This window comes from Enterobacter sp. MGH 33 (assembly GCF_000534535.1).
In the GTDB taxonomy this organism is placed as follows: Bacteria; Pseudomonadota; Gammaproteobacteria; order Enterobacterales; family Enterobacteriaceae; genus Enterobacter; species Enterobacter hormaechei_C.
Genome location: NZ_KI973212.1, coordinates 4529297 through 4545561 on the forward strand (window position 1 = coordinate 4529297; position 16265 = coordinate 4545561).

At 55.2% G+C, this 16265-nt stretch carries 17 protein-coding genes; 12 read left to right on the top strand and 5 right to left on the bottom strand.

All coding sequences use genetic code 11. The features are described 5' to 3' along the window. The first annotated feature begins 215 nt into the window (after positions 1 to 215). The 11 genes from L379_RS02985 to npr all read left to right on the top strand — a co-directional run bounded on the left by L379_RS02985 (position 216) and on the right by npr (position 8135). Entirely contained in the window at positions 216 to 1193 is a 978-nt protein-coding gene (locus L379_RS02985; RefSeq protein ID WP_032655238.1) for a calcium/sodium antiporter, read from the top strand. 13 nt (positions 1194 to 1206) lie between these two features. Continuing rightward, positions 1207 to 2193, top strand: a complete 987-nt coding sequence (gene kdsD, locus L379_RS02980) for an arabinose-5-phosphate isomerase KdsD (RefSeq protein ID WP_003861853.1) — start codon at positions 1207 to 1209, stop codon at positions 2191 to 2193. A 14-nt stretch (positions 2194 to 2207) separates the two neighbouring features. Further along, positions 2208 to 2774 carry a 3-deoxy-manno-octulosonate-8-phosphatase KdsC gene (gene kdsC, locus L379_RS02975; protein WP_017693909.1) on the top strand — a complete coding sequence of 189 codons (567 nt, stop codon included), beginning with the start codon at positions 2208 to 2210 and terminating at the stop codon, positions 2772 to 2774. Continuing rightward, positions 2771 to 3346 (top strand): LPS export ABC transporter periplasmic protein LptC, encoded by a 576-nt coding sequence (lptC, locus tag L379_RS02970; RefSeq protein WP_015571983.1) that lies wholly within the window; start codon positions 2771 to 2773, stop codon positions 3344 to 3346. The genes kdsC and lptC overlap by 4 nt, the downstream gene beginning before the upstream one ends. Further along, positions 3315 to 3869, top strand: coding sequence for a lipopolysaccharide ABC transporter substrate-binding protein LptA (gene lptA / locus L379_RS02965; protein WP_006812136.1), 555 nt, complete (start codon positions 3315 to 3317; stop codon positions 3867 to 3869). Before lptC ends, lptA begins: the two co-directional genes overlap by 32 nt. A 6-nt stretch (positions 3870 to 3875) precedes the next feature. After that, a complete protein-coding gene (gene lptB / locus L379_RS02960) occupies positions 3876 to 4601 on the top strand; it encodes an LPS export ABC transporter ATP-binding protein (protein ID WP_003861862.1) in 726 nt (241 codons plus the stop codon). 47 nt (positions 4602 to 4648) lie between these two features. After that, on the top strand, positions 4649 to 6082 hold the full coding sequence (gene rpoN, locus L379_RS02955) for an RNA polymerase factor sigma-54 (RefSeq protein WP_003861864.1): 1434 nt from the start codon (positions 4649 to 4651) through the stop codon (positions 6080 to 6082). Positions 6083 to 6104: 22 nt separating this feature from the next. Beyond that, positions 6105 to 6392 (top strand): ribosome hibernation promoting factor, encoded by a 288-nt coding sequence (gene hpf / locus L379_RS02950; RefSeq protein ID WP_003861866.1) that lies wholly within the window; start codon positions 6105 to 6107, stop codon positions 6390 to 6392. A gap of 82 nt (positions 6393 to 6474) precedes the next feature. Beyond that, on the top strand, positions 6475 to 6966 hold the full coding sequence (gene ptsN, locus L379_RS02945; protein ID WP_003861869.1) for a PTS IIA-like nitrogen regulatory protein PtsN: 492 nt from the start codon (positions 6475 to 6477) through the stop codon (positions 6964 to 6966). A gap of 45 nt (positions 6967 to 7011) precedes the next feature. Further along, the gene (rapZ, locus tag L379_RS02940) at positions 7012 to 7866 is read left to right on the top strand and encodes an RNase adapter RapZ (protein WP_003861870.1); all 855 of its coding nucleotides are present in this window, start codon (positions 7012 to 7014) and stop codon (positions 7864 to 7866) included. Continuing rightward, positions 7863 to 8135, top strand: a complete 273-nt coding sequence (npr, locus tag L379_RS02935) for a PTS phosphocarrier protein NPr (protein WP_003861872.1) — start codon at positions 7863 to 7865, stop codon at positions 8133 to 8135. The genes rapZ and npr overlap by 4 nt, the downstream gene beginning before the upstream one ends. 39 nt (positions 8136 to 8174) lie before the next feature. On the opposite strand, the gene mtgA is transcribed toward npr, so the two are convergent. From mtgA to lptF, 5 genes are all read right to left on the bottom strand, one after another. After that, on the bottom strand, positions 8175 to 8900 hold the full coding sequence (gene mtgA, locus L379_RS02930) for a monofunctional biosynthetic peptidoglycan transglycosylase (RefSeq protein WP_015571986.1): 726 nt from the start codon (positions 8898 to 8900) through the stop codon (positions 8175 to 8177). Beyond that, complete coding sequence (gene elbB, locus L379_RS02925; RefSeq protein ID WP_032655241.1) at positions 8897 to 9550, bottom strand: isoprenoid biosynthesis glyoxalase ElbB; 654 nt, start codon at positions 9548 to 9550, stop codon at positions 8897 to 8899. Before elbB ends, mtgA begins: the two co-directional genes overlap by 4 nt. A gap of 232 nt (positions 9551 to 9782) precedes the next feature. Next, on the bottom strand, positions 9783 to 12116 hold the full coding sequence (arcB, locus tag L379_RS02920; RefSeq protein WP_017382727.1) for an aerobic respiration two-component sensor histidine kinase ArcB: 2334 nt from the start codon (positions 12114 to 12116) through the stop codon (positions 9783 to 9785). Positions 12117 to 12253: 137 nt separating this feature from the next. Then, positions 12254 to 13336, bottom strand: a complete 1083-nt coding sequence (gene lptG / locus L379_RS02915) for an LPS export ABC transporter permease LptG (RefSeq protein ID WP_001147540.1) — start codon at positions 13334 to 13336, stop codon at positions 12254 to 12256. Beyond that, positions 13336 to 14436, bottom strand: a complete 1101-nt coding sequence (gene lptF / locus L379_RS02910) for an LPS export ABC transporter permease LptF (protein ID WP_003861881.1) — start codon at positions 14434 to 14436, stop codon at positions 13336 to 13338. The genes lptG and lptF overlap by 1 nt, the downstream gene beginning before the upstream one ends. Positions 14437 to 14701: 265 nt before the next feature. Here lptF and pepA point away from each other — a divergent pair, with 265 nt between their 5' ends. Next, complete coding sequence (gene pepA / locus L379_RS02905; RefSeq protein ID WP_003861882.1) at positions 14702 to 16213, top strand: leucyl aminopeptidase; 1512 nt, start codon at positions 14702 to 14704, stop codon at positions 16211 to 16213. Positions 16214 to 16265 lie beyond the last annotated feature (52 nt).

Below are 16265 nucleotides of genomic sequence, written 5' to 3' on the forward strand. Positions count from 1 at the left end.
ACTTACCTTGCTTCACGGCTGGCATGAAGCGTAAATCAGCCCTAAACCCCGCATTTTTACAGAATATTCACTATTGGGGTTAGCGAAAGCTGGCATTTGTTTTACTTTTCCGGCGCATAAAGTCAAAATTAGGAATTCGTTACGTCTCAGACTTCATCTGGCGCCAACATTCGTGCGCAGTGGACCAGCGAGTATACCTGAAGAAAGGACTTTTGATGCTTTTAGCAACAGCACTGTTAATAATTGGTTTACTGTTGGTGGTCTACAGTGCTGACCGTTTGGTCTTTGCCGCATCCATTCTCTGTCGACTCATTGGCATGCCGCCCATCATTATCGGCATGACGGTGGTCAGTGTCGGCACATCGCTTCCGGAAATCATCGTTTCTGTTTCAGCCTCGCTGCATGGGCAGGTCGACCTTGCTATCGGCACCGCGATTGGCTCTAACATCGTCAATATCTTACTGATTTTAGGCTTAGCCGCATTATTGCATCCATTTCGCGTGCATTCTGATGTTTTGCGCCGGGAATTGCCGTTAATGTTAGTCGTCAGTCTGCTGGCAGGCTACGTACTTTATGACGGGGTGCTGAGCGTCGGTGACGGTATATTCCTGCTCGCCCTGGCCGTGATCTGGTTGCTTTACAGCGTGAAGATCGCACGTCTGGCGGAAAAACAGGGTAACGATAGCCTTACGCGTGAGTATCTCGCCGAGCTGCCCCGGGAAGGGACCTTACCCGTCGCCCTGCTGTGGCTGGGCGTCGCGCTGATCATCATGCCAATGGCCACGCGGATGGTGGTCGATAACGCGACGGTGCTGGCGAACGCGTTTGCGATGAGCGAACTGACAATCGGTCTGACGGTAATCGCCATCGGCACCAGCCTGCCAGAGCTGGCCACCGCCATCGCCGGGGCGCGTAAAGGGGAAGATGATATCGCCATCGGCAATATCATCGGCTCGAATATTTTCAATATCGCAATCGTGACGGGGCTGCCGGCGCTAATCTCGCCGGGGCCGTTTAACCCTATGGTTTTCACGCGCGATTACGGTGTGATGCTGCTGGTCAGCGTGATTTTCGCCCTGCTCTGCTGGCGGCGAAAAGAGCAGATCGGCAAAGGCGCAGGCGCGCTGCTGACGGGTGGATTTATCGTATGGCTGGCGATGCTGTACTGGCTTTCGCCTCTTCTCTCTGGGTAAACGGAAACGCATTATGTCGCAAATAGAATTGCAGCCGGGTTTTGACTTTCAGAAAGCAGGCAAAGACGTTCTGGAGATTGAACGTGAAGGTCTGGCGCAGTTAGATCAGTACATTAATCAGGATTTTAGTCTGGCCTGTGAGAAGATGTTCTACTGTGCCGGCAAAGTCGTGGTGATGGGGATGGGCAAATCCGGCCATATCGGACGCAAAATGGCGGCGACCTTTGCCAGTACCGGCACGTCGTCATTCTTCGTTCATCCCGGTGAAGCCGCGCACGGTGACCTCGGCATGGTTACGCCGCAGGACGTGGTTATTGCGCTGTCCAACTCCGGGGAATCGAATGAAATCCTGGCGTTGATCCCGGTACTGAAGCGTCTGCACGTACCGCTGATTTGCATGACCAGCCGACCGGAAAGCAGCATGGCGCGTGCGGCGGATATTCACCTGTGCGTGAAAGTGCCTAAAGAAGCCTGTCCGCTGGGGCTGGCGCCGACCTCCAGCACAACCGCCGCGCTGGTGATGGGCGATGCCCTTGCCGTTGCGCTGCTGGAAGCCCGCGGTTTTACGCCTGAAGATTTCGCCCTGTCTCACCCCGGCGGCGCGCTCGGGCGCAAACTGCTGCTGCGGGTTAACGATATTATGCACACCGGAGATGAGATCCCGCACGTGAGCAAAGAGGCCTCTTTGCGCGACGCGTTACTGGAGATCACCCGTAAAAACCTGGGCATGACGGTTATCTGCGACGATCTGATGAAGATTCAGGGCATTTTCACCGACGGCGACCTGCGCCGGGTATTCGATATGGGTGTGGATGTCCGAACGCTGGGCATTGCTGATGTGATGACGCCAGGCGGGATCCGCGTCCGTCCGGGCACGCTGGCGGTAGATGTGCTGAACCTGATGCAGTCCCGTCATATTACCTCAGTGATGGTTGCCGATGGCGACCAACTGCTGGGTGTGGTACATATGCATGATCTGCTGCGCGCTGGCGTAGTGTAATGAAGGATAAGACAATGAGTAATGCGGGTGCATCCCTTGCAACCTGTTATGGCCCGGTGAGCGCCCACATGATGGCAAAGGCGGAAAATATCCGCCTGTTGATCCTCGATGTGGATGGTGTGCTCTCCGACGGTCTGATTTATATGGGCAATAACGGCGAAGAGCTGAAAGCCTTTAACGTTCGCGACGGTTACGGTATCCGCTGTGCGCTCACGTCCGGAATTGAAGTTGCAATCATCACCGGGCGGAAAGCTAAACTGGTAGAAGATCGGTGTGAAACGCTGGGCATTACCCATCTCTATCAGGGGCAGTCTGATAAGATGGTAGCTTTCCGGGATCTGCTGGGAAAACTGGCCATTGCACCAGAGAATGTGGCATACGTCGGGGATGATTTGATCGACTGGCCAGTGATGGCGGAGGTGGGTCTGAGCATCGCCGTGGCTGACGCGCACCCGCTGCTGATCCCGCGCGCTGATTACGTTACCCATATTCACGGTGGCCGCGGCGCCGTCCGTGAAGTCTGCGATCTGCTTCTGCTGTCGCAGGGCAAGCTTGATGAGGCGAAAGGGCAATCGATATGAGTAAAACCAGACGTTGGGTTATCATTCTGCTTGCGCTTGTCGCCCTGGTACTGATTGGCGTCAACCTCGCTGACCGCGATGATACGCAAGCGGAAGTGGTTAACACGAGCGACCCGACCTATAAAAGCGATCACAGCGACACCGTGGTCTATAGCCCGGAAGGCGCGCTGAACTATCGCCTCGTTGCTCAGCATGTAGAATATTTTTCAGATGACGGTACCTCGTGGTTTACCCAACCGGTCATGACCACCTTTGATACGGACAAAGTGCCGACGTGGTCTATCAAGTCTGACCGGGCAAAACTGACAAATGACCGTATGCTTTACCTGTATGGTCACGTTGAAGTCAACGCCCTGACCGCTGACGCGCAACTGCGAAAAATTACGACGGATAACGCCCAGATCAACCTGGTCACCCAGGATGTCACGTCGCAGGATTTAGTCACCCTGTATGGCACAACATTTAATTCCAGCGGTTTAAGAATGCGCGGGAACTTACGCAGCAAAAACGCCGAGCTGATTGAAAAGGTTAGAACCTCCTATGAAATTCAAAACAAACAAACTCAGCCTTAAAGTTGTTATCGCCAGCGCGCTGCTGGCGGCCAGTCTTCCCGCGCTTGCTGTGACTGGCGACACCGAACAGCCGATTCATATTGAATCCGATACCCAGTCTCTGGATATGCAGGGTAACGTCGTCACCTTTACCGGCAACGTCGTCATGACCCAGGGCACCATTAAAATCAACGCCGACAAAGTGGTCGTTACCCGTCCGGGCGGCGAGCAGGGCAAAGAGATTATCGATGGTTATGGCAACCCGGCCACCTTCTACCAGATGCAGGACAACGGCAAGCCGGTGAAAGGCCATGCCTCGCATATGCACTATGAACTGGCGAAGGATCTGGTCATCCTGACCGGTAATGCTTACCTGGAACAGCTGGACAGCAACATCAAAGGCGACAAGATCACCTATCTGGTGAAAGAGCAGAAAATGCAGGCCTCCAGCGAAAAAGGCAAACGCGTCACGACCGTGCTTGTGCCTTCGCAGTTGCAGGACAAGAACAACGGTCAGGCTCCGGCACAGAAAAAGAGTAACTAATTCGTTATGGCAACTTTAACTGCAAAAAACCTCGCGAAAGCGTATAAGGGCCGCCGCGTCGTCGAAGATGTCAGTCTGACCGTCAACTCCGGCGAAATCGTGGGTTTGCTTGGCCCTAACGGGGCGGGTAAAACCACGACCTTCTACATGGTGGTGGGCATCGTCCCGCGTGACGCCGGCAACATCATCATCGATGATGAAGATATCAGCCTGCTGCCGCTGCATGCCCGCGCGCGTCGTGGCATCGGCTATTTGCCGCAGGAAGCGTCTATTTTCCGCCGCTTAAGCGTGTTCGACAACCTGATGGCCGTGCTCCAGATCCGTGACGATCTGACCAGCGAGCAGCGCACTGACCGTGCGAACGAGCTGATGGAAGAGTTTCATATCGAACATCTGCGTGACAGCCTCGGCCAGGCGCTGTCCGGTGGTGAACGCCGCCGCGTTGAGATTGCGCGCGCGCTGGCAGCAAACCCAAAATTCATCCTGCTGGATGAACCGTTTGCGGGCGTTGACCCCATCTCCGTTATCGATATCAAACGTATCATTGAGCACCTGCGCGACAGCGGGCTTGGCGTACTGATCACGGACCACAACGTTCGTGAAACGCTGGCCGTGTGTGAGCGCGCCTACATAGTGAGCCAGGGCCATCTGATTGCCCACGGTACGCCGCAGCAAATCCTCGAAGATGAGCATGTTAAGCGCGTGTACCTTGGGGAAGACTTCAGACTCTGATAGGGTAGAGGTTAAGTCACGCCGAACCGGAGAAAAACGCTCTGAACATGAAGCAAGGTTTGCAATTACGGCTCAGCCAGCAACTGGCCATGACGCCGCAGCTACAGCAGGCAATCCGTCTGTTGCAGCTGTCCACGTTAGAACTCCAGCAGGAGCTCCAGCAGGCGCTGGACAGCAATCCGCTGCTGGAGCAAACCGATCTTCATGACGAGGTAGACGCCCAGCAGACGCAGGACACAGAAACGCTCGACTCCGTAGATGCGCTTGAACAGAAAGAGATGCCGGACGAACTGCCGCTGGATGCCAGCTGGGACGAAATCTACACCGCGGGTACCCCTTCCGGGACGCGCGCAGACTACCAGGACGATGAACTCCCGGTCTACCAGGGCGAAACCACCCAGTCGCTTCAGGACTACCTGATGTGGCAGGTAGAGCTGACTCCTTTCTCCGATACCGATCGCGCCATTGCCACCTCGATTGTCGATGCCGTTGACGACACGGGCTATTTGACCGTGACGCTGGACGAGATTCTTGAAAGCATCGGCGATGACGAGATTGAACTGGAAGAGATCGAAGCCGTTCTGAAACGCGTTCAGCGTTTCGACCCGATAGGTGTCGCCGCGAAAGATCTGCGCGACTGCCTTCTGATCCAGCTTTCGCAGTTTGCCAAAGAGACACCGTGGATTGACGAAGCCCGGCTCATCATCAGCGATCATCTGGATCTGCTGGCGAATCACGACTTCCGCACCCTGATGCGCGTCACACGCCTGAAAGAAGAGGTGCTGAAGGAAGCGGTGAATCTGATCCAGTCGCTCGATCCGCGTCCGGGGCAGTCGATCCAGACCAGCGAACCGGAATATGTCATTCCTGATGTGCTGGTGAGAAAACACAATGGCCGGTGGGTCGTTGAACTGAACGCCGACAGCATTCCTCGCCTGCAAATCAACCAGCAATACGCCTCCATGTGCACCAGCGCCCGTAACGACGCTGATAATCAATACATTCGCAGCAACCTTCAGGAAGCACGCTGGTTGATCAAGAGCCTGGAGAGCCGTAATGACACGCTGCTGCGCGTCAGCCGCTGTATTGTCGAACAGCAGCAGGCGTTCTTTGAGCAGGGCGAAGAGTTTATGAAACCGATGGTGCTGGCAGACATCGCCCAGGCCGTCGAGATGCATGAATCAACCATTTCCCGCGTGACCACGCAGAAATATCTGCACAGCCCACGCGGTATTTTTGAGCTTAAGTATTTCTTCTCCAGCCACGTGAACACCGAAGGCGGCGGCGAAGCCTCGTCAACGGCTATTCGCGCACTGGTGAAGAAGTTGATCGCCGCGGAGAACCCCGCGAAGCCACTCAGTGACAGTAAGTTAACCACCATGCTGTCCGATCAGGGTATTATGGTGGCACGTCGTACTGTCGCGAAGTATCGAGAGTCTTTATCCATTCCGCCGTCTAACCAGCGTAAACAACTGGTTTGACACAACCGATAAGGAAGACACTATGCAGCTCAATATCACCGGACATAACGTCGAGATTACTGAGGCTTTACGCGATTTTGTAAACACTAAGTTTGCGAAACTCGAGCAGTATTTCGAGAGGATCAACCAGGTCTATGTTGTGTTGAAAGTGGAGAAAGTGACGCATATCTCGGATGCGACCCTGCACGTCAACGGAGGGGAACTCCATGCCAGTGCGGAAGGGCAAGACATGTACGCGGCTATCGATGGCTTGATTGATAAGCTTGCGAGACAGCTCAATAAACATAAAGATAAACTGAAACAACACTAATTGTCCGGGCAGTTAACGGGTGCAGGACGGCCTGTTGTGAAACACAACAGGCCATTTGTACAGTTAGCGCTTAGGTGAAATTATGATAAACAACGATTCCGCTCTTCAACTGAGCAATGTCCTTAACCAGGATTGTACCCGCAGTGGCGTTCACTGCCAGAGCAAAAAACGTGCGCTGGAAATCATCAGTGAGCTGGCCGCAAAACAGCTGGGTCTGCCGCCGCAGATCGTGTTTGAAGCCATTCTGACCCGTGAAAAAATGGGCAGTACCGGCATCGGCAATGGCATTGCGATCCCGCATGGCAAGCTGGAAGAAGATACGCTGCGTGCCGTGGGGGTGTTTGTGCAACTGGAAACGCCTATCGCTTTTGACGCCATCGATAACCAGCCTGTGGATCTGCTTTTCGCGCTGCTGGTTCCTGCCGATCAGACCAAAACCCACCTGCACACGCTGTCGCTGGTTGCCAAACGTCTGGCGGATAAAACCATTTGTCGTCGACTGCGCTCAGCCCAAAGTGATGAAGAGCTTTATCAAATTATCACTGAAGCAGAAGGCAATCAGGATGAGGCATAATCGGGAAAGGGCCTTCAGTACGGCTGCCCTGAGGAGAAACGGAACATGGTGCTGATGATCGTCAGCGGTCGTTCGGGGTCCGGGAAGTCCGTGGCCCTGCGCGCGCTGGAAGACATGGGATTTTACTGTGTAGATAACCTGCCGGTAGTGTTGTTACCCGATCTGGCGCGGACGCTGGCGGACAGGCAAATCTCTGCCGCCGTCAGTATCGACGTGCGTAACATGCCGGAATCGCCGGAAATCTTCGAGCAGGCAATGAACAGCCTGCCGGAATGCTTCTCGCCTCAGCTCTTGTTCCTGGACGCTGACCGCAACACGCTGATCCGTCGCTACAGCGATACACGTCGTTTGCATCCGCTCTCCAGTAAAAATCTTTCGCTGGAAAGCGCCATCGATAAAGAGAGCGATCTGCTTGAGCCGCTGCGTTCCCGGGCCGACCTGATTGTCGACACCTCCGAAATGTCCGTCCACGAGCTGGCGGAAATGCTGCGTACGCGCTTACTCGGCAAGCGCGAGCGCGAACTGACGATGGTGTTTGAATCCTTCGGCTTTAAGCACGGCATACCTATCGATGCGGATTACGTTTTTGATGTGCGTTTCCTGCCGAACCCACACTGGGATCCGAAACTGCGTCCGATGACCGGTCTGGATAAGCCGGTGGCAGCGTTCCTCGATCGACACACAGAAGTACACAATTTTATCTACCAGACGCGAAGCTACCTTGAGCTATGGTTACCTATGCTGGAAACAAACAATCGCAGCTACCTGACGGTGGCGATTGGCTGTACCGGCGGTAAACATCGTTCGGTCTACATTGCCGAACAGCTGGCCGATTACTTCCGCTCACGCGGGAAGAACGTTCAGTCCCGTCATCGCACGCTGGAAAAACGCAAAACATGACCGTAAAACAGACCGTCGAAATCACCAACAAGCTGGGCATGCATGCGCGCCCGGCGATGAAGCTGTTTGAACTGATGCAGGGTTTTGATGCTGAGGTGCTGCTGCGCAACGACGAGGGAACCGAGGCAGAAGCCAACAGCGTGATTGCGCTACTGATGCTAGATTCTGCCAAAGGCCGTCAGATTGAAGTTGAAGCCACCGGCCCGCAGGAAGAAGAAGCGCTGGCGGCAGTGATTGCCCTGTTCAACGCCGGGTTTGACGAAGACTAACGTTCGCCATGTCGGCGGGTAGCGCTGCGCTTACCCGCCCTACCTAAGATTATTTCGTTCCATAAACCCTTCCCCACCCAGCTGACGCATCTGGCGCATAATCCACGCCTGGCGGCTTCGCACATAGCCTGACGGGGCGCTGGCCTTAAAACGCAGCGGGTTCGGCAGCACGGCGGCAAGCAGTGCCGCTTCGGACATAGTCAGCCTGCTGGCGGGCTTGCCAAAATAGCGCTGCGATGCCGCTTCGACACCAAATACGCCGTCACCAAATTCCGCGATATTCAGGTAGACGGTTAAAATGCGTTTTTTGCTCCACACCGTCTCGACGCCCAGCGTCAGCCCGGCCTCCAGCCCTTTTCTCACCCAGCTGCGACCGTCCCATAAGAACAGGTTTTTTACCGTCTGCTGAGAAAGCGTCGATGCGCCGCGGACGCGGTTTTCATGACGTTCATTATGATCCAGCGCCTTCTCGATAGCCGCCACGTCAAAACCCCAGTGCTCCGGGAATTTCTGATCTTCTGCCGCAATGACCGCCAGCCCCATCCACGGCGAGATTGCATCCATGCTGACCCAGTCAGAATGGGCAACATAGCCAAAATCACCTGAGAGCCAGGCGCTAATCTGCCGCTCTGCCATCACGGCCGAGAACGGGACGGGCAGGATGCTGAACAGCGCAATACCGCCGCCCCAGAACACGGCCAGGACCAGCACAATACGCAGCAGGATCCGTTTTAACCACCCGCCGGGGGAGAATTTACGACTCATTCGGTCAGGACCAGCACTCTGTCCACCAGCTTTTCAATGCCTGCGGCAGCCTCGGCGATGTTCTGCGCCAGCATATACGCTGGCGTGGTGATGATCTTGTTGTCCTCGTCCACCACAATGTCGTCTACCGGACATGGCACGTGTTCGCCGCCCATATCCTCGACAATCTCAGCGGTATCAATGTCGGTTCCGATCGTGAGCCGCAGCGGGAAATCAAAAATTTTCGGCAGCATGGCCGGCGCAATGCAGATAAAGCCCTGCGGCTTACCTGCCGCATGCATCGCCAGCGATAGCGCTTTCAAATCGGGATCGACATGACACGCCGTGCCTTCCGTTGCAAACGTGCTCAGGTTTTTCGCCGCGCCAAAACCGCCCGGCACGATGAGCGCATCAAGTTCAGCGGCATCGGCCTGTGCCAGCGGGTGAATATCGCCGCGCACAATACGCGCCGCTTCAATCAGCACGTTACGGCTTTCCGCCATTGGCTCGCCGTTAAGATGATTAATCACATCTGCCTGGGTTTTATCCGGGGCGAAGCAGATAACGTCTGCTCCCTGGCGCGATAATGCCAGCAGCGTTAATACGGTTTCATGTATCTCTGAACCATCGTAAACACCACATCCGCTCAGCACGACACCAATCTTTTTCATTCTGACGATCCTTCTATGCAACTCGCTGAAGCACATTAAAAATTCTGATTAAAACGCTATGCTTCACACATTTCACTGATTCATGTAACAAACTGTTTAAGATTTGCTATCTTATCTGCGTGCGGCCTCAATTTTCAGGCGGCGTCCATGCGAAAACAACCCATAAAAATCAGGCGCAGCCACGATTTCCCTGGTGTTGGCGCAGTATTCGCGCACCCCGGTATAGCCGGGGTCATTTTTTTCTGGCGTCCACCCAGGCTTTCAGCACTGCCACATCGTTTTGCCACTCTTGTTTCATCTCTTCGACCCAATCACCTACGTTATCTTCCCAGGCAGGTAAATCAGGAGACTGAATCTGTTGGCCCAGCTGCTGGAGATGGCGTAACCCGACAGATCCTGCCGCGCCTTTGATTTTATGTCCCTCTTCGACGATGCCCTTCTGGTCACGCGCCGTCAGGTTGGATTCGAGCACGTTCAGATAGCCCGGCATCATTTTTTCGAACACGGCGAGGCCATCGGTGATCAGTTTTGGTCCCACCAGATCGATATACTGCTCCAGCATGGCGGTATCCAGTATCGTTTGGGCTTTAGCGCTATCAACAGACGTCATGGTGCTCTCCTCTTCATCACAGGTATCCCAGAACTTCTTGATCATCGCCGTCAGGGCGGGTACCGCCAGCGGCTTGCTGAGCACATCGTCCATACCGGCCTCGAGATACTCTTTTTTATCTTTCAACACGTTTGCGGTCAACGCCACCAGCGGCGGCAGCTCGTCAGGAGCATATTTGCGCGTCAGCTCGCGGGAGATATCCAGCCCGGTCATGTCCGGTAGCTGAATATCGAGCAGCACCAGGTCATACTCGCCCGGCGTGAACATCTCCAGCGCGGCTTTGCCGGTCATCGCCACATCCACGCTGTTACCGAGTTTTTCCAGTACCGACCGGGCGACAATAACGTTCAGCTCAATATCTTCCACCAGCAGGACGTGCAGGGCTGGCAGCGGCATATCGTCGTTCTCAAACGTATCTTCCACCTCTTCCGCCACGGCAGGCGCGTGGACGGTAAGCGTAAAGGTGGAGCCTTTACCCGGCTGGCTGGCAACGGTGATATCCCCGCCCATACTTTTCGCCAGACGTTTCGACACCGCCAGTCCAATGCCCGTACCGGTCGCCGGTTTACCGCCGTGGCTGTCTTTAACCTGATAATACATGGCGAAGATCTTATCCTGTTCCTCTTGAGGAATGCCGATACCCGAGTCCTCAACTTCAAAGTGCAGCATGTCGCCTTCGTCATAGCGAATGCGCACCGCAACCTGCCCCTTCTGGGTAAACTTCACGGCGTTGCTGATGAGGTTCCACAGGATCTGCCGCAGACGTGTGCCGTCCGTCACCACTTTATGCGGCAACGGCAGCGTTGGCTCCATCACAAAGCTCAACCCTTTTTGCTGAGCCTGTAAACCTGACAGGTTTTCCAGGTCCGCGAGGAAACCGGTAAAATCAACCGGCTGGTTGTCGAGCTGAACTTTACGGCGTTCCATCTTATCCATGTCGATAATATCATTGAAGATATTGCCCAGCGTGACCGCCGAGACGTGGATCGTTTTCAGGTATTTTTCCTGCTCGCTGGTCAGCTCGGTATCCAGCAGAATGCGGCTCAGCCCCACAATGCCATTCAGCGGGGTGCGCAGTTCATGGCTGATGGTGGAGATGAAGGTGGTTTTATCCCGGCTGGCGCGCTCCAGCGCATCCTGATAGCGCTTACGCTCGGTGATATCGCGGCCAAAGCCCATCAGACCATGACGTTTCCCCACCCGGTCGTAATAAGGCACTTTGCGGATCTCAAAGCAGGCTTTGCGCCCGTCAGGATAGTCCAGCCACTGCTCATAGGTCAGCGAAACGTTATGGCGGAAGACCTTTTCATCCGTCTCCATCACTTTTGCTGCCGCCTCTTCGGAATAGACATCCTGAGGTTTCAGGTGGATCAGCTGCTTTTCGCTTTTCCCGGTCAACAGTTCCATGGCCCGGTTACAGCCGGAGAACTCTTTATCTTCATTACGGTAGAACACCAGATCCGGCGACGCATCGAGGAACGAGCGCAGGAAAGAGGATTGCTGTTCAAGCTGGATCTGCGTCACTTCACGCTCTTTCATCTCAACTTTTAGCTGCTCAAGCGTGGTCTGACGCTCGGCTTCCGCCTTCTCACGGTCTGAAATTTCCTGATTCAGCTGGGCAATGTTGTCCTTGAGCTGGACGTTGAGTTTGAGATCGCGCTCGCGCATCTCTTCCAGCTTATCCACCAGTTTCGATAAACGCTGTCGGGACTCTTCCAGTTGCTCAACCACCACGGAGAGAAAATAGACCGCCCATGGGGTAATCAGCAGGCCAAAGAAAATAGAGCGGATCACGTCGATGCTCTCGACCTGACCATGCAGAACCATGGTCACGGCCATTTGCACGACGATGGCCAGAACGACCAGCGCCAGCGCCAGCAGCATGGAAAAACGCACCAGCCCGAGCTTCATCATCAGGTCGACGTAGTACTGGGCCAGCATTCGAATTTGCTTCATAGAGGATCCCTTCACGACTTTATCGCTCAATAATACTCAAATTCACGGCGAGGCGTTGAAGGTTGTGAGAAAAAGTGCGGGGTGAAACAGGAGATTAGCCTCGCCCCCGGGCAACCGGGAGCGAGGAAGAAGGTTTATCAGGAGCGTTTTAGCAGCATCCAGAGGCTGATCAGGAAGAAACTGGCGCTCGGCAACAGTGCGCCGATAATTGGCGGAATGCCATACACCAGCGTCAGCGGACCGAAAATCTGATCGAGGACGTAGAACACAAAACCAAAGCTGATACCGGTTACCACGCGAACCCCCATCGGCACGCTACGCAGCGGTCCAAAGATGAACGACAGCGCCATCAGCATCATCACGGCCACGGACAGCGGCTGGAAGATTTTGCTCCACATGTTGAGCTGGTAACGCCCCGCATCCTGTCCGCTCGATTTCAGATACTTCACGTAATTATGCAGACCGCTGATGGAGAGCGCATCGGGATCGAGCGCTACCACCCCAAGCTTGTCCGGCGTCAGGTTGGTTTTCCAGGTACCGCTAACGGTCTGCGAACCGGTGATCTGTTTCGGATTCGTCAGGTCAGATTCATCAACCTGGGATAACCGCCAAAGCTTGTTGTTCGCATCAAATTTAGCGGAGGCGGCATAACGCACCGACTGTAAACGACGATCGTTATTGAAGGCATAGATACTCACGCCGCCCAGTTCATCGTCCCCTTTCACGCGTTCGATATAGACAAAGTTCTGACCATCTTTCGCCCATAACCCCTGCTGCGTGGAGAGCAGTGAACCGCCGTACATAGCCTGAGCACGGTAGTTACGCGCCATCTGTTCGCCCTGCGGCGCGACCCATTCGCCAATCGCCATGGTCAACAGCACCAGCGGGATCGCGGTTTTCATCACCGACAGCGCAACCTGCATACGGGTAAAACCCGATGCCTGCATCACCACCAGCTCGCTACGCTGAGCCAGCATCCCCAGGCCCAGCAGCGCCCCCAACAGGGCCGCCATCGGGAAGAAGATCTGCACATCTTTTGGTACGCTGAGCAGGGTATACATCCCGGCGCCCAACGCGTCGTAACTCCCCTGCCCGGCTTTTTTCAGCTGGTCGACAAATTTGATAATGCCCGAGAGCGACACCAGCATGAACAGAGTCATCATGATGGTGGTGAAAATCGTTTTACCGATATAGCGGTCAAGTACGCCAAACGCCTGCATTAGATGGCTCCTTTACGCGTAAACCGGGCACGAAGACGACGCACAGGCACCGTGTCCCACAAGTTGAGTCCGACTGCCAGCAGCAGATACAAACCATTCACGACCCAGGTCCAGATCATCGGGTCAATTTTTCCTTTCCCGCCGTTAGACTTGATTGAGGTTTGCAGCAGGAAGAACACCAGATACAGCAGCATCGCTGGCAGCATCGACAGCACGCGGCCCTGGCGCGGGTTTACCACGCTCAGCGGAACCACCATCAGCGCCATCATAAATACGGTGAATACCAGCGTGATACGCCAGTGCAGTTCAGCACGCGCACGATCGGTATCGGTATTCATTAAGGTGCGCATATCCATCTGCTCAGTATCCGTGGGATCGAGCGCGACGGCCTGATGGCCAATGATGGCCTGGTAGTTCTGAAAATCGGTAATACGGAAGTCGCGCAGCATAGCCGTGCCTTCGAAACGCGTTCCTTTGTTCAGCGTGACAACCTGAGAGCCGTCTTTACGCTGAGACAGCTGACCGGAGTCCGCCACCACCACAGAAGGCCGGGCGTTACCTTTCGGGCGCAGTTGAGCAAGAAACACGTCATTGAAGCGGTTGCCATCGACGCTTTCGATAAACAGCACGGAGTTACCGTCGGTAGCCTGCTGGAACTGCCCCTGCGCCAGCGCCGCCAGCCCCGGGTTAGCTTTTGCTTCCGCCAGCACCTCATCCTGATGACGAGAGGAGGTCGGCCCCGCCCACATGACGTTAACCGCGGCAACAATGCCCGTAAACAGCGCCAGCACCATGGCTGCTTTTACCAGTACGGCTTTACTGAGGCCGCAGGCATGCATCACGGTGATTTCACTTTCGGTATAGAGCTTACCCAGGGTCATCAGCAGACCAAGGAACAGGCTTAACGGCAGGATAAGCTGCGCCATTTCCGGCACGCCAAGCCCGAGCAGGGAAAGCACCAGATTCGTTGGGATTTCGCCATCAACCGCCGCGCCGAGGATCCTGACCAGCTTCTGACAGAAAAAGATCAGAAGGAGGATAAAGAGGATCGCCAGTTGGCTCTTCAGCGTCTCCCGAACCAGATATCTTATGATTATCACTTTAAATACGCCCGTTAAAACTCGTCTTATGCAGGAATTTAGCTTGTTTCATGGCTTAAACGTCATTTATTCTCTTGAGTCGTCGAAATCATCGCTAAGATTAAAAAACCCGGCGGATTCGCGCTTCATGACATTTATTGACGTGTCGAAACCGTAGTAACGTAAGATTAACACGAAGTCACCACAACGGCGGACATGAGTTACGAAAGGTTTCAATTCTATCCGTAGCCGCCGCCGTTGTCTTTAAGATTCAGGAGCGTAGTGCATGGAGTTCAGTGTAAAAAGCGGTAGCCCGGAGAAACAGCGGAGTGCCTGCATCGTTGTGGGCGTCTTTGAACCACGCCGACTCTCCCCGATCGCCGAGCAACTCGATAAAATCAGCGACGGCTATATCAGCGCCCTGCTGCGCCGTGGCGAACTGGAAGGCAAACCAGGGCAGACCCTGTTGCTGCACCATGTTCCGAACGTCCTGTCCGAGCGTATTCTGCTGATTGGCTGTGGTAAAGAACGTGAGCTTGATGAGCGCCAGTACAAGCAGGTTATTCAGAAAACCATTAATACACTGAATGATACTGGTTCGATGGAAGCCGTCTGCTTCCTGACGGAGCTGCACGTTAAGGGCCGCAACACGTACTGGAAAGTGCGTCAGGCCGTCGAAACCGCAAAAGAGAGCCTCTACAGCTTTGATCAGCTGAAGACCACCAAAAGCGAGCCGCGTCGCCCGCTGCGTAAAATGGTCTTTAACGTGCCAACCCGTCGCGAGCTGACCAGCGGCGAGCGCGCCATTCAGCACGGTCTGGCCATTGCCGCCGGTATTAAAGCGGCAAAAGATCTTGGCAATATGCCGCCAAACATCTGTAACGCCGCGTACCTGGCGTCTCAGGCGCGCCAGCTGGCTGACGCCTACAGCAAGAACGTCATCACCCGCGTTATCGGCGAACAGCAGATGAAAGAGCTGGGGATGCACTCTTATCTGGCGGTCGGTAACGGTTCCCAGAACGAATCCCTGATGTCGGTCATTGAGTACAAGGGCAATCCGTCAGAAGATGCGCGACCCATCGTGCTCGTCGGTAAAGGGCTGACCTTCGACTCCGGCGGTATCTCCATCAAGCCTTCAGAAGGCATGGATGAGATGAAGTACGACATGTGCGGCGCGGCGGCGGTTTACGGCGTCATGCGCATGGTCGCGGAACTTCAGTTGCCCATCAACGTGATCGGCGTGCTGGCGGGCTGCGAAAACATGCCTGGCGGCCGCGCTTATCGTCCGGGTGATGTGCTGACCACCATGTCCGGCCAGACCGTTGAGGTGCTGAACACCGACGCCGAAGGCCGTCTGGTGCTGTGCGACGTGCTGACCTACGTTGAGCGCTTCGAACCTGAAGCGGTGATTGACGTGGCTACCCTGACCGGCGCCTGCGTGATCGCGCTGGGGCACCACATCACCGGCCTGATGTCGAACCACAACCCGCTGGCGCATGAGCTGATCGGCGCGTCCGAGCAGGCCGGCGACCGCGCGTGGCGTCTGCCGCTGGGGGACGAGTTCCAGGAACAGCTGGAGTCTAACTTCGCAGACATGGCGAACATCGGCGGTCGTCCTGGCGGAGCTATTACCGCGGGCTGCTTCCTGGCGCGCTTTACCCGCAAGTACAACTGGGCGCACCTGGACATCGCGGGGACCGCATGGCGCTCCGGTAAAGCCAAAGGCGCGACCGGACGTCCGGTGGCGCTGCTGTCGCAGTTCCTGCTCAATCGTGCGGGTTTTAACGGCGACGAGTGATGTAAAACGCCGGGTGGCGGCTACGCCTTACCCGGCCTACACGCCACTCAAC